Origin of the sequence: Symmachiella macrocystis (genome assembly GCF_007860075.1) — a bacterium.
GTDB lineage: Bacteria > Planctomycetota > Planctomycetia > Planctomycetales > Planctomycetaceae > Symmachiella > Symmachiella macrocystis.
Genome location: NZ_SJPP01000002.1, coordinates 763,475 through 777,045, shown reverse-complemented (window position 1 = coordinate 777,045; position 13,571 = coordinate 763,475). Strand labels below are relative to the sequence as shown.

Here is a 13,571-nt window from a genome sequence, read left to right as displayed (position 1 = left end):
GTAAGAGGCCGCTATTACCGCAAACAACTTGCAGTCGGGAGACCGACGACACCCTGGACCGTCTAATTGTGGATTCCTGTGCCTGACGGCACACCGATTGCTTCGCAAACACTGCCACCCTTTCGTTGTACGACCGATTATTTAAATCGTCCCGCCACCTCCACCAATGACCGTACCATCACGCCTGTCGCTCCCCCCTCTTGATGGGGTTGGTTTTTGTCCGAAAACGCCGGGCCGGCGATGTCTAGGTGGACCCATTTGGTGTCCCCTACGAATTGCTCTAAAAACTTAGCTGCAGTGATCGCTCCGCCCCATTTGCCGCCGACGTTTTTGATGTCCGCCACGTCGCTTTTGATCAATTCGTCGTACAGTTCGTACATCGGCATCTGCCACAACAGTTCTCCGCGGTCTCGCGAAGCAGCGAGAACGGTGTCGCACCATTGTTGATCATTCGTAAACGCACCGACGACGTCGTTGCCCAGCGCCACCATGCACGCACCGGTGAGCGTCGCCAGATCGATGATGCAATCCGCTTTCTGATCCACGGCATAACTCAGCACATCGGCCAGAACTAAACGGCCTTCGGCATCGGTGTTGTGCACTTCGATCGTTACGCCGTTGCGAGCGGTGAGTACGTCGCCCAACTTGTACGACGATCCATTGACCATGTTTTCGGTGAGCCCCATCAGCGCCACGACGTTTACGGGAAGTTCCAATCGCGCAATCGCAATCATCGCCCCCAACACCGTAGCGGCCCCGGCCATGTCCATTTTCATATCCAACATCCCGGCGCTTGGCTTGAGGGATAATCCCCCACTATCGAACGTGACCCCCTTGCCGCACAAGTACAACGTCGGAGCGCCCTCCGCGCCGCCGTTGTGTTTGAGACTCACCATCCGCGGCGGTTGGTCACTACCTCGGGCGACGCCGAGTAGGGCTTCCATTTTTTCTTCGCGTAACCGGTCCTCGTCAAAGACTTCGCAGCCCAGTCCGTATTGATTCGCCAAGCCCTCAGCGACGGTGGCAAAGCTGATCGGGTTGATGTCCTGTGCCGGGCGGTTCACCAGATCGCGTGTAAGATTGACCGCTTCGCCAAAAATCTGCCCACGATCAACGGCCGTTTGCATCGCCGCTTCATCATCTGCCGGAGCAATCACGACGGTCACGTTTTCAAATGCAAAACGTTTCGGCTCCCGGTGATAAATCCCCTGCCCCATGCAGCCAACTTCCAATGCGGCAACCGCCGTTTCCAATTGGTCAGCATGCGAAAAACCGTCGCATGACAAATCGGGCAGCGCAATTGCAATCGTTGCTGTTTCCTTCGTCGATACCAATCTCGCTGCGGTCATCACTGCTTTGTCCATCGACGCGCTTGTGATCTCTTCCGGTTTCCCGACCCCCAGCAGTAAAACTCGCTTCGCGGCGATATTCGCCACGTCAAGCAACAACACGGTTTCGGCATTTTTTCCAGTCAGATCCTGGGCCTCTCGGACCCGAGAGATCGATCCCCCCAGAGTCTCGTCGAGCGACGAAACGGTTGCCGGTAATCCGTCGGCTTCGGGAATTCCTACAATGAGCCAATCCGCCGATACAGAATCGTAATTTTGTGTGACCAATTGAAAATTCATGGCAGATTCGTCCTTGGCTATCTTCGAGTGTGCAAGATGGGATTTTAGGGAGCCGTCAATTCGAGCGAATCGATTGTCGAAAAGCAAGGGCGGTGGGCGGCCGATCTTATGGACCGCAGCGGTAGCGATTCCTCGGAGCCGCGGTTAAACTGAATGTCTCCCGCCCCTTTTGCTTCGCCGACTCCGACTCTGTCATCCGCCGGCGCATTCCTCGCACGAAGGCCACAAGGAAATCTGTCTTTATGAACACCCGGACTTGCCACTTGCCGTTAATTGCTTCCCTCGTTTTGCTCGCGTTGGCCTCAGCCCCGCTATCTGTCTTCTCGGCTGACGACGAGGAAAAGCCACTCGCCGACCGCCTACCCCGCATCCCAGCCACCGAATCGAATAAGGCTTTGGACACGTTTGAGGTCCAACGCGGCTTCTCGCTGGAAACGGTCGCCCACGAACCTAACGTCGCCGATCCAGTCAGTGCTTGTTTCGATGAAAATGGACGCATGTTCGTCGCCGAAATGCATGGATATCCCTACTCGCAGGAACCGACCAAACTAAATCCTAAAGGGGGCGGCAAACAGGATGCAGGCATCGTGCGGATGTTGGAAGACACCAATGGCGACGGCATCTATGATCGCAGCGCGGTTTTCGCCGACAAGATCAGTTGGTGCACGTCGGTGCTGTGTTATCGCGGCGGCGTGTTTGTGATTTCTCCACCCCACATTTACTACTTCAAAGATACCAACGGCGACGACGTGGCGGACATTCGTGAAATCGTTTATTCCGGATTCGGCCGCGGCAACGTGCAAGCCTTGCCCAACAATTTGAAGTGGGGCTTGGATAACAGAATCTACGGCGCCGGCGCAAGCTTGGGGGCGGAAATCACCAATCGCGGTGAGAAGATGGCAAAGATTGGCCAACAAGACTTTCGCTTCGACCCGGTCAGCGAAAAACTGGAACCGCAGTCAGGCGGCGCACAATTCGGCATGTCGTTTGACGATTGGGGCAATCGCTTTTTGGCCACCAACAGCAATCATATGATTCACGTGGTCTATCCCTATGAGTATTTAGTGCGAAATCCGTATCTACCGGTCCCCAGTGTCACGCGGAGTATCGCCAAAGAAGGGGGAGCGGCTCCAGTCTTTCGCCGCAGCCCACCCGAGCCATGGCGGGTGGTCCGCACGAAACGACGGATGGAAAATCCCAAGTTCGCTAAGAATGCGGGAACCGAACGGTTTGCCATCGGCTTTTTCACGTCAGCCACCAGCCCCACAATTTATCAAGGCAGCGCCTACCCACCCGAGTATCGCGGCAACGCCTTCATTGGCGATGTGGGCGGCAATTTAATTCATCGTAAAACTGTAGAGGCCGATGGCGCAAGTTTCGTTGCCACCCGCGCCGATGACAATGTAGAATTCATCGCCTCGACCGACAACTGGTTCCGCCCGGTCAATTTCGTCAATGCTCCGGACGGTACGCTGTTTGTGCTCGATATGTATCGCGAAACCATTGAACACCCCTATTCGATCCCCGAAGACATCAAGGCGCACCTCGACCTGGAAAGCGGGCACGATCGCGGACGGATCTATCGCCTCGTGAGCCCCGACATGCAGCGCATCACGCCTCCCAAACTGGGTAAAGCCCCCGTCGAAGAACTCGTCAAAAACCTGGAATCGCCGAACATCTGGAACCGCGAAACGGCGCAGCGGCTCATCTGGGAACGCCAAGACAAATCGGCCGTCGCCCCCTTACGAAAACTATTACGCGAATCCTCCTCCGAATTGGGCCGCCTGCACGCGCTCTGCACGTTGGACGGTATCAAGTCCCTCAAAGCCGACGATGTACTGATTGGGCTGTCTGATCCGCATGCCGGTGTCCGTCAGCATGCGGTCCGCCTCTCCTCGAGCGTAGCTGACAAGTCGTCGGAGGTGATGTCCAAACTCGTGGAACTGGTCGACGACCCCGACTATCGCGTCCGTCTGCAAGTGGCATTCACCTTAGGAGACATCGCTCACGAAGAAGCGGCTGAAGCGCTCGCAAAAATGTCAATCCAATACTCCGACGATAAGGAAATGCGGATTGCCATCCTGTCATCAATGACCGCCAACGCCCCCGTCGTGGCGCTGAGGTTGCTAGCGAACGATACATTCCGTAACACCGCTCGGTCGGGTGAAATCTTATCGCTACTGGCCGGAATTGTGGCCTCGGGCAAAAACCCCGCGGAGACGGTCAAGCTGTTAGCCGCCATCAGCACGCTCTCCGCAGATTCGCTCAACGTGCAGCGGCGGATGCTCAAAGCCATTGGCGAAGGCTTGGCTCGTAACAAATCAACAATCGGCAAATTGCTGGCTGGCGATAAAAAACGCAAGGTTCCCGACGACGTGAAACAAAGCGTCGCTGCTTTATTCACTCGGGCCGGTGAAACAGCGATAGACGAGAACGCGCCCCCCGCCAACCGCAGTGCGGCTGTCGAGATCTTGGCCTATGCCGACTTCGACACAGTGGCGGACACGCTGACTGAATTGATCACGCCGCAAACACCAACGGCCTTGCAAATCGCCGCAGTAAATGCGCTCTCAACGCAAAACGACGCCCAAGTTGCCGGTGTCTTGCTCGAGGGTTGGCGCGGTTATTTCCCCGCGGTCAGAGCCGCTGTGATCGAAGCTTTGATTCGCAGCGACGACCGGACCCAGCAACTGCTCGTCGCCATGGGAGATGGCGAGGTCACTTCGGCCGAGTTACCGCGCGATAAAAAACAGTTACTGCTGAATCACCAAAACGACAAGATTCGCGCCGCCGCTCGCAAACTGTTTGGCAGCGAAGTCTCTGGAGATCGCGGCAAGGTCGTTGCCGATTATCAAGCAGCACTTGAATTGGAAGGCAATGCCGAGCGCGGTAAAAAAGTCTTCGAGAAGACCTGCTCTGTTTGCCATAAGGTAGGTGAACTCGGCGTGCAAGTGGGACCCGATTTGGCCTCCACGCAAAACAAAACGCCTCAAGACCTGCTGGTCAATATCCTGGACCCCAACCGCGAAGCTTTGCCGCAATATACGACCTACAGTGTCGTGACCTCAGCTGGCAAAACCCTTTCGGGGATTGTCACCGGCGAAAGCGCCAACAGCATTACCCTGCTCCGTGCCGAAGGCAAACAGGATGTCGTGCTGCGGGCGGAGATTGACGTGTTGGCGTCAAATGGCGTCTCACTGATGCCCGAAGGCCTCGAAAAAGACATCCCGCCCCAAGCCATGGCTGATCTGATGGCGTTCATACGCCAAATCCGACCCGCCAAAGCCAAATAACTTCGGTGCACTTTTTTTCGCGACCAATTGCCGCCGACACGCGCTTTGATTATTGTCAGAACAGAATGCCGAAGCGCGAACAGCGCTGATGCGTACCTGCACACCATTTTCCAAATGTACACTTGGGAGAAGATACCGATGTTGAAAGCCGTAAGTTTGACTGCTGTTGCCGTAATGTGCCTGTTTCTCGTTGTCCCGTTGGACTCGGGTGCTGCTGAAAAGGCGGACGAAAAAGGCTGGATCAGCCTGTTCAATGGAAAAGATTTCACTGGCTGGCGGATCAGCGAAGACGGAAACTGGAAGGTCGAAGACGGCGTGATCGTCGGCGGCGGCAATCGTTCGCACGTCTTCAGCGACAAGAAATTCAAAGATTTTGAATTCAAGACCGAATGCCAACTCGAGCCGGGCAGTAACTCGGGCGTCTATTTCCACGCCGATTACGTCGAAACTTGGCCGGTAGTGGGCCTGGAAGTCCAACTCAACAACACACACGGCGACCCGCGTAAAACCGGCAGCCTGTGGGGTGTGACGCATGCGTTTGAGTCGGCCGCTAAAGACAATGAATGGTTCGAACTGCACGTCAAAGTCGTCGGCAATCATGTGCAAACATTCGTGAATGGAAAAATGATCATCGACTACATTCAGCCCAACGGAGTCACCGACGATCGCCGCGTCCGCGAAGAAGGGGGCAGTTTCGCCCTACAGGCGCACGATCCCAAAAGCGTGATGAAGTTTCGCAACATCCGTGTGAAGCCGCTCAAGAGCAAATAGTCGAAAAATAAATAATCGTCGTGACACGATGAAAACGGCACAAGCATTACAGCCCTCGGACCTACTTCGAGGGCTGTTTTCGTTTCCCACCCAATCGGCTGCACGAAAAAACGACAGGTCTGCGAACCGCTTTTTCTTGGAAACCGCGCACGCTCAATCGGTCCGTCGGGCGAAAAAATTAGACTTGCCATTTCCAGAAACGGGCGAATCCCAGTACAGTGCATATCGTCAACTCGGCGACTGTGCGTTGGTCACTTGCACCGACACCTTTGGGAAAAAACTCCATGCATCCGCTCAGCAGCTCAAGGATCATGACAACCGTACTGCTCACGCTGTTGTCATTCGCAATCACTTCCCCTGCCAGTGGTGAACCACCACAGCGTTGGCAGCCGGGCGATCCGGCCCAGGTTTTGCCGGGACTCATTCCAGCTCCGGCGGAGATTCCCGGCATCGAACGCTGGCAGGCGATGCCATTGCCAATCAGCAGCTATGTCAAATCAATCAAGTTCAGTCCCAACGGCAAATCGTTTGCATTGGGCGACGGACGTAATGTGCGGATCCATGATACAAACTCCATGCAACTGACCGGCGTGCTTGTCGGTCACTCGGGGAACGTCACCGCGCTCGACTGGAGTCCCGATGGCCAGTGGTTAGCCTCTGCCGCTACAGACAACACCATCCGACTTTGGCAGGCCGATGGTGTTCCTGGACCGGTTTTGAAGGGACATACCGATACGGTTACCGGCGTCGCATGGCAGCCTCAGGGCGCGCTATTCGCTTCAACTTCGCTCGATGGCACGATTCGCTTTTGGCAATCCGATGGGAGTCCGGGACAGATCATTCGCGGGCACGAATCCCCCGTGCGCGTGTTGGATTGGCATCCCGACGGAAAACAACTCGCCGCTGGAGATGAGAAACAACAGGTTCGCATTTGGACTGTTGACGGCCAACCGGGACCGGTCCTCAACGGACACGTCGGTCCAATCACCGCTGTGCGTTATAGCCCCGATGGCAAATGGCTCGCATCAGGAAGTTCCGGCGTGGTCGCCGGCGATGCGCCGCAATCAGTCGCACCTGCCGTCCGATTGTGGAGCCCTGATGGCAAAGCCGGGCCGGTCATGCAGGGACATTCCCGGCAAATCAATGCCCTGGCCTGGAGTCCCGACAGCCGGCAGTTGGTCAGCGCCGCAGAAGACCGATCGGCCTTGATCTGGAATGTCGACGGCACACGGGCGGGACGCGTAGAAGAAGACGACGAAACAACGAATCTAATTTTTGCCATCGACTGGCATCCGGTGCACAATTATTTCATCGTCGGCGGCCGGTTTGTTGTCCGTTATCTCACGCTCAACGGCCAAATCGGCCCCAGTAAATTGATCCGCCCTCGCGGTTCGAAACTGATGTTCGTCGATTGGAATCCTCTGGAGGATAAAATCGCCGTCGCCGGCCGCGACGGAACTATCGACATCTGGTCGTCGGATTTCGAAGTCCGCCAAACCATCGAAGCCTTTCGAACCCCCGTCACTTGCGTCCGTTGGAGTCCCGATGGCAAACAATTGGCCTCCATGGCCTATCATGCGTTAAAAGTCTGGAATACTTCCGGCGAAAATATTTTCGGATTCCCTTTGAAAGGTTCGGTCAGCCGCGACTTGGCTTGGACGGCCGAAGGGCAACATTTGGCCGCGGTAACGAGCAGCGGCGGACAAGTCTTTCTCTTCGATGAAGAGGAAGAAATCCAAAACTTCACGCTGCACAACGCCCAAATCCATGGCGTGAGTTTCAGTCCTGACGGCACTCAACTGGCCACCGTCGGCGGCGATAGTCACCTCCGCTTGCACGAACTCAAAGACGACGCGACCCGCCGTACTCCCGGAGCAGTGCTCGAAGTGCCCGATGGCGATGTCGATGCGGTACAATTCAGCCCCGACGGCAAATGGATCGCCACGGGACACTCCACCACGGCACGATTGTGGCATCCCGATGGAACTGCCGGACCGGTCATCCCCGGGTTTGCCGCCGCGGTGCTGCGACTCGACTGGCGCCCCGACGGCCGGGCCTTTGCCACGGCCAGTTGGGATGCGAGCGTTAAAGTCTGGAAAACCGATGGCAGTCTGCTGCACGAATTGCCACCGCATTCCGCCCCCTGCTGGGGTGTCTCGTTCAGCCCCGACGGCAAAAAAGTGGTCACCTGCGGATGGGATGGAATGCTCCGCGTGATCGATGTCGAATCCGGTGCCGTGCTCGCCGTCGCGGTCTATGTCGCCGACACAAAAACGATGGAAGCCCCCCACGACGAACGCCGCCAATCACCACTCAGTTTCAACCGCGCCGGCCAATTGCTCTCCGGCGATAAAAGCATTCTCGAATCCCGTTTGGTCTACCTCGTCCAGCAACCCTCCGGGGCAATGAAGATTCTTAAACCCTCGGAATTCTTCAGTCAGGCCCCGGGAGCAGATTTAAAAACGACAGGAAACGATGAGTAAAACCTTGCCCGTTAGTTAGGGAAATGTGAATCAATGCGACGCCTGACATCTGCAATTCTGGTGATTGCTCTCGTTGGATGCGATGTCGCGGACTTTAAACCGGAGGACAGCAGTTTCACCGGCGAAGAAGCGAAATCGTACTTGTCACTTTGCGATCCGGAGCAACTCCCCGAATCAATGACTGACCTCTGGGTCTACGATGGTGGTAGTTTCGGTGGCATGATGTATTACGTGTCGTTTCAATGCGAGACGCTTGAGGATTGCTGGGCGGCTGTCCGTGAATTCCGTGCACCAGATGAAACCGAATTCGCCAATCGCATTCAAACCAAATTCGCGGTGAATCAGCATGGTCCAAGTTTCTACTTCAAGAACCTACAACATCGACACTGGGATGTCTCGCAAATAAAAAATGGCGTCTCCTATGAAACGAGTCAGAGTGATGAGCATATGGATTTCTGGGCCATTGATCTGGACCGGCTGCGCGTATACTTTCATCATGAGTCCGGGGGCTTCCCCGATGACCCGCCATCAGTCCGCCACCGCAGATGAGATACGGTGAGAGGTCACCACGCGATGCTTTGAAGCCATAGGTCCGGATTTTCAGCGTCATTCACCGCAACCTTTCTCAACCGAAAAAATTCCATTAGAACAGCGTCTAACTTGTTGTAACTATATATCTCACTGCCGTTGAAATCCGATCTGATTGAAACACCCCGATATGTCCGATTCCCATCTCTGCACCATCGCCCAGCACGGCGTCGCCTGGCTCACCATGAACCGCCCTGAGAAACGTAATGCCCTCACTCGGACATTGCTGGCGGAGTTGTTGGTCGATGTCCGCAAATTAGCGGCGAATTCTGATGTTCGGGTGATCGTATTGAACTCAACCGGCCCGGTGTTTTGCGCCGGGATGGACTTGGCCGAAATGCAGGAGGTCGCTCAAAGTCCCGACGCGGAAGAGTTTTGGCAGCAAGACGCACAACTCTTCTGTGACTTGCTCACTGCTTTGTTCACCGCCCCCAAGCCGGTGATCGCCATGCTGCAAGGTCCAGTCCTTGCCGGCGGAGTCGGATTAGTTCTCGCCTGCGATCTGGTGCTGGCCGCCGACACCGCCTTTTTCTCGCTCCCCGAACCGCGGCGCGGCATTGTCGCCTCGATCGTCACCCCGCTCTTGGCCTATCGCGCTACCGCCGGCGGGGCCTCGTCGCTACTACTTTCCGGGGAACGCATCGCCGCCACCCGTGCCCGGGAATGCGGCCTCTGCCACGATGTGGTCACGGCCGAAGAGTTGAGCGGACGCCTGGAAGAACTGATCGCCGCGGTACTGACCGGATCACCGCAAGCCTTGGCCGAAACCAAACGCCAGTTGATGGCCACTGCCGGCGCTAATGTCGTCCAACAACTCGAAGCGGCCGTCGATGCCTCCGCAGCGGCGCGAAAAACAACCGATGCGCGCGAGGGACTCTCTGCTTTCCTCGAAAAACGGTCCCCCAGTTGGCAGCCGGAAGATTAATCCACCGGCGAGCGGCGCGACTATGGCTTCAACCCCTCAAACAAACGACGGCCAATACGCACCATCGTCGCCCCTTCTTCGATGGCGATTTCTAAATCGCCCGACATCCCCATTGAAAGTTCCGGCAACGCAAGTCCTTCGTGAGCGGCGATTATTTCATCACGCAGATTCCGCAAACCGGCAAACGTCGCCCGGGCTTCACCAGGATCACGCGATTCGGGCGCCATCGTCATCAGTCCGCTCACCTCGACATGCCGACACTCCGCAACGGCATCCCAAGACGCGCGCAACTCCTCGGGAGCAAATCCCCCCTTGGTCGTCTCGCCACTGACATTCACTTGCAGCAGCACCCGGGGCGTGAGATTCAATTCTTCCGCCACGCGATCGACTGCCCGCAATAGCTTCAGCGAATCAATCGAATGGATCAATCCGGCGACCGGCAATGTTTTGCGAATTTTATTGCGTTGCAAATGCCCGATAAAATGCCAATTCACCTCGTCACCCAGCAACGGACTCCGCTGGATCAATTGCTGCGGCCGTGATTCCCCCAACTCAGTCACCCCCATCGCAACCAACGCCTGCACCCATTCCCACTCGGCATATTTGACCACCGCGATCAACGTCACCGATGCCGAATCACGTCCCGCGCGTGCGCAGGCATCAACAATTTGCTGCTGTACCGATTCGTAATTCCGATGGATCGTCTCAGATATCGTTGTCATCAATGTCGTTCACTCGTTGCTGTCACTAGCGTAAGTCGCGGGCGCAAGTCATCTGCTTTGGTACCCACCGAGAAGCACAACCACCCATACTGCGTCTCTCCTCCCAGACCATACGCCGCCCTCGTCCCTGAATCAATCGAATCGGCTGTCACACCGGTCAAGCATTTGCCAAAGACCGACGATTTTGTTAATGGTCTAACCCCGGCTACCGTTTTTGCAATGTACTTCATGATGCACCACTTTCTTTGTTTGATTTCAACGAGGGTTCGATGAGTTCCACAACATGGTTGACACGATGCAGCCTCTTCGCTGCATCTCTGGTGATTTTCTCGCACTCTGTGACCGCGGCGGAACCGACTCCGGAATTGTTGTGGCCTGACGGTGCTCCCGGTGCGGTGGGCGATGAACCGCTCGACAAACCGACCATTACCATTTTTCCTGCCCCGGCGGACATCGCCAACGGCGCTGCCGTGGTGGTTTGTCCCGGCGGAGGATACGGCGGATTGGCAGCCGGCTACGAGGGGGACGACGTTGCACGTTGGCTCAACACCCTGGGGGTGACCGGCGTCGTGTTGCGTTATCGACTCGGCCCACGCTATCACCACCCTGCCCCACTGCAGGACGCCCAACGCGCGATTCGCACCGTTCGTGCGCGGGCCAAGTCCTTGGGTGTCGACCCCGAACGGATTGGCATTCTCGGCTTCTCCGCCGGTGGCCATCTGACCTCTACAGCTGCCACGCATTTTGACAACGGCGAAGGCAAATCGGCTGACCCGATTCAACGTGAGAGCAGCCGGCCCGATTTCGCCATCCTCTGCTATCCAGTGATTTCCATGACCGATGCAGCAATGACACATACAGGTTCGCGGAGAAACCTTTTAGGCGATAAACCCTCAGCAGAGCTGATGGAGTCGGTCTCCAGTGAGAAGCAAGTCACGGAGAAAACTCCTCCCTGCTTTTTATGGCACACAACGGGCGACAAAGGCGTGCCGTCTGAAAACAGTATTGCGTTTTATTTGGCATGCAAGGAAAAAGGGGTGCCGGTTGAGTTACACATCTTCGAAAAAGGGCGTCACGGCTTAGGACTGGGAAAACCGGACGAGTCCGTTTCGGCTTGGCCTCCCTTGTGTACGACCTGGATGAAAGATCGCGGCCTTTTGAACAAAAAGTAAAGCAGCCGCAATGCAGAAGGCGGTAGATCGCGATTAACGCAAGGATTGCGTGAAGCAGATCACAGTGATCTTCAGGCCCGCGTGACTATGATTCACTCGGACCATGGTCGGGTCTGCATATGTGTGGTGAAAAACGATATTGCGAAGGGAGTCTGGGAAATGCAAAAGTCTGACCGACTTGTGTTGGTGTTAATGGCGGGTGGCGTGCTGGTCATGTTGCTGTGGATGATGCGCGCCGCGAATTTACTCCCCTCCTCGAATTCGCCCCACCCCGGGTTTGGACTCGCTCCGGGAGCCCCCGCCCCGGCCATCAAGGCTGAAGGTTGGATCAACGGTGAAGCCCCGACAGAGGAATCACTCCGCGGTAAGGTGGTTGTTGTAAATGCCTGGGCCTATTGGTGCGGCTACTGCATGCAGGATGCACCGGAATTGATCACTCTCTACAAATCTTATGAGAGGCAAGATGACGTCGTTTTTGTCGGACTGACCGCAGAAGGTGTAGCGAACCTGAGCGACTCGCGAGAGTTTGTCAAACAGGCGGGGTATCCGTGGGCCAACGGTTACGGCGCCTTCGATACCATGCTGCAATACGGCAATAACTACTTGCCCGCTGCATGGGTCATCGGCCGCGACGGCAAGGTCACTTGGAACTTGGGGATGGAGCACATCGAAAGCATGAAAGAGGCGATCGACCGCGCTTTGGCGACTTCGCCCCCCAACACTGCTCCAACCGTTGAAGAAGGTGCTGCCACCGCCGATAGTCCTAAAAATGCCGCTGACAGCCTCGATTCCACCGAATCGACAACCGAGTAACGCTCCTATCGGTAGACAACATGTGCGGGGGTCGTGATAATCCTTGTTCGCCAAAATTTGGCACTCGACGCGTATTTTCGTGGTTTCTCTAACGAAAACAAGGCTCGGCGCTTTCCTTTCAGCGATCCGCCAACGCCCGGCATGTGCCCTCGCATTCGGCGACGCAAACACGACTTGCTGCCTACCTCTCTAAGAATCCAACAATCGAATGGCCGACTCTCTTTCTCCAACCCGCATTCAAGAATGGCGGGACCGACATTACAACGCCACAGTGGTGGACCTGCGGCTCATCCATGACGAATTGATGATCATCCGCATCCGCCCCGACGAGCCATTCCCGCAATTCAGTGGCGGACAATACACGGTCATCGGCCTGGGGAATTGGGAACCGCGGACCTCCGATACTCAAGCGGAGCAGCTGAGCGAAAAAGAGCTGAAAAAAGTGGTCAAACGGGCCTACTCGATCTCTTGTCCCGTACTCGCGAATGGCAAATTGGTTGCCGCTCACGATATGGATTACCTCGAATTTTATATTGCTCTGGTGCGTGTCGCTGATCGCAAACCACCCGCGCTGACACCACGACTGTTTGCGCTTAACAGCGGCGATCGGTTGTTCCTCGGCGGCAAAATCACCGGACATTACACGCTGGAGCAGGTCGCTGACGACGATGACGTGATCCTACTGGCCACGGGAACCGGTGAAGCCCCGCACAACGCCATGCTCGCTGAACTGTTACAGCGTGAGCATCGCGGCAAAATCGTTAGCGCTGTCTGCGTGCGGTACCGTAGCGATTTGGCCTATCTCGACACCCACAAGCAGGTCGTCGCCGACAATCCGACGTACGCCTACTGCCCGATGACCACCCGGGAGCCGGAAAACCTTGACGATGCGCACCCTGATTATGTCGGCAAGCAATACCTGCAAAAATTCATCACGTCCGGTGAGCTGGAAGACGCGCTCGGTCACCCGCTGAACCCTGCCAAGACGCACGTCTTTTTGTGCGGCAATCCGGCGATGATCGGTATTCCAGAAATCAACGACGGTCAACGCGTTTATCCGCAGCCGACCGGTGTGATCGAAATTCTAGAACAGCGCGGCTTGCAAGCCGACGAAACCGGCGAACCGGGCAATATACATTTTGAGAAATACTGGTAATGGGAAATTCAATTTTCGAA

At 56.1% G+C, this 13,571-nt stretch carries 10 protein-coding genes; 8 read left to right on the top strand and 2 right to left on the bottom strand.

What is annotated here, in order from left to right:
* Window positions 1–137 precede the first annotated feature (137 nt).
* Window positions 138–1,628, bottom strand: coding sequence for a leucyl aminopeptidase (locus CA54_RS21000; protein WP_146372938.1), 1,491 nt, complete (start codon window positions 1,626–1,628; stop codon window positions 138–140).
* 242 nt (window positions 1,629–1,870) lie between these two features.
* Between CA54_RS21000 and CA54_RS20995 the strand changes: the two genes are divergently transcribed.
* The 5 genes from CA54_RS20995 (at window position 1,871) to CA54_RS20975 (ending at window position 9,688) form a co-directional block, all read left to right on the top strand.
* The gene (locus CA54_RS20995; RefSeq protein ID WP_146372937.1) at window positions 1,871–4,921 is read left to right on the top strand and encodes a PVC-type heme-binding CxxCH protein; all 3,051 of its coding nucleotides are present in this window, start codon (window positions 1,871–1,873) and stop codon (window positions 4,919–4,921) included.
* 138 nt (window positions 4,922–5,059) lie between these two features.
* Complete coding sequence (locus CA54_RS20990) at window positions 5,060–5,692, top strand: 3-keto-disaccharide hydrolase (RefSeq protein ID WP_146372936.1); 633 nt, start codon at window positions 5,060–5,062, stop codon at window positions 5,690–5,692.
* A gap of 284 nt (window positions 5,693–5,976) precedes the next feature.
* Window positions 5,977–8,175: a WD40 repeat domain-containing protein gene (locus CA54_RS20985; RefSeq protein WP_146372935.1), complete on the top strand. Its 2,199-nt coding sequence runs from the start codon at window positions 5,977–5,979 to the stop codon at window positions 8,173–8,175.
* 33 nt (window positions 8,176–8,208) lie between these two features.
* Complete coding sequence (locus CA54_RS20980) at window positions 8,209–8,724, top strand: hypothetical protein (RefSeq protein ID WP_146372934.1); 516 nt, start codon at window positions 8,209–8,211, stop codon at window positions 8,722–8,724.
* 169 nt (window positions 8,725–8,893) lie between these two features.
* Window positions 8,894–9,688, top strand: a complete 795-nt coding sequence (locus CA54_RS20975; RefSeq protein WP_146372933.1) for an enoyl-CoA hydratase-related protein — start codon at window positions 8,894–8,896, stop codon at window positions 9,686–9,688.
* A 20-nt stretch (window positions 9,689–9,708) separates the two neighbouring features.
* Here the strand turns inward: CA54_RS20975 and CA54_RS20970 are convergent, their stop codons facing one another.
* Window positions 9,709–10,410: a YggS family pyridoxal phosphate-dependent enzyme gene (locus tag CA54_RS20970; RefSeq protein WP_146372932.1), complete on the bottom strand. Its 702-nt coding sequence runs from the start codon at window positions 10,408–10,410 to the stop codon at window positions 9,709–9,711.
* A 269-nt stretch (window positions 10,411–10,679) separates the two neighbouring features.
* Here CA54_RS20970 and CA54_RS20965 point away from each other — a divergent pair, with 269 nt between their 5' ends.
* From CA54_RS20965 to CA54_RS20955, 3 genes are all read left to right on the top strand, one after another.
* Window positions 10,680–11,582 (top strand): alpha/beta hydrolase, encoded by a 903-nt coding sequence (locus CA54_RS20965; protein ID WP_146372931.1) that lies wholly within the window; start codon window positions 10,680–10,682, stop codon window positions 11,580–11,582.
* Window positions 11,583–11,741: 159 nt separating this feature from the next.
* Entirely contained in the window at window positions 11,742–12,395 is a 654-nt protein-coding gene (locus CA54_RS20960; protein ID WP_197532679.1) for a TlpA family protein disulfide reductase, read from the top strand.
* 208 nt (window positions 12,396–12,603) lie between these two features.
* Complete coding sequence (locus CA54_RS20955) at window positions 12,604–13,551, top strand: ferredoxin--NADP reductase (protein ID WP_146372929.1); 948 nt, start codon at window positions 12,604–12,606, stop codon at window positions 13,549–13,551.
* The last annotated feature ends 20 nt before the right edge of the window (window positions 13,552–13,571 follow it).

Excerpts from the sequence above, each read along its gene's own strand:
- CA54_RS21000 (WP_146372938.1), bottom strand. The coding sequence starts at position 1,628 with ATGAATTTTCAATTGGTCACACAAAATTACGATTCTGTATCGGCGGAT.
- CA54_RS20995 (WP_146372937.1), top strand. The coding sequence starts at position 1,871 with ATGAACACCCGGACTTGCCACTTGCCGTTAATTGCTTCCCTCGTTTTG.
- CA54_RS20990 (WP_146372936.1), top strand. The coding sequence starts at position 5,060 with ATGTTGAAAGCCGTAAGTTTGACTGCTGTTGCCGTAATGTGCCTGTTT.
- CA54_RS20985 (WP_146372935.1), top strand. The coding sequence starts at position 5,977 with ATGCATCCGCTCAGCAGCTCAAGGATCATGACAACCGTACTGCTCACG.
- CA54_RS20980 (WP_146372934.1), top strand. The coding sequence starts at position 8,209 with ATGCGACGCCTGACATCTGCAATTCTGGTGATTGCTCTCGTTGGATGC.
- CA54_RS20975 (WP_146372933.1), top strand. The coding sequence starts at position 8,894 with ATGTCCGATTCCCATCTCTGCACCATCGCCCAGCACGGCGTCGCCTGG.
- CA54_RS20970 (WP_146372932.1), bottom strand. The coding sequence starts at position 10,410 with ATGACAACGATATCTGAGACGATCCATCGGAATTACGAATCGGTACAG.
- CA54_RS20965 (WP_146372931.1), top strand. The coding sequence starts at position 10,680 with ATGAGTTCCACAACATGGTTGACACGATGCAGCCTCTTCGCTGCATCT.
- CA54_RS20960 (WP_197532679.1), top strand. The coding sequence starts at position 11,742 with ATGCAAAAGTCTGACCGACTTGTGTTGGTGTTAATGGCGGGTGGCGTG.
- CA54_RS20955 (WP_146372929.1), top strand. The coding sequence starts at position 12,604 with ATGGCCGACTCTCTTTCTCCAACCCGCATTCAAGAATGGCGGGACCGA.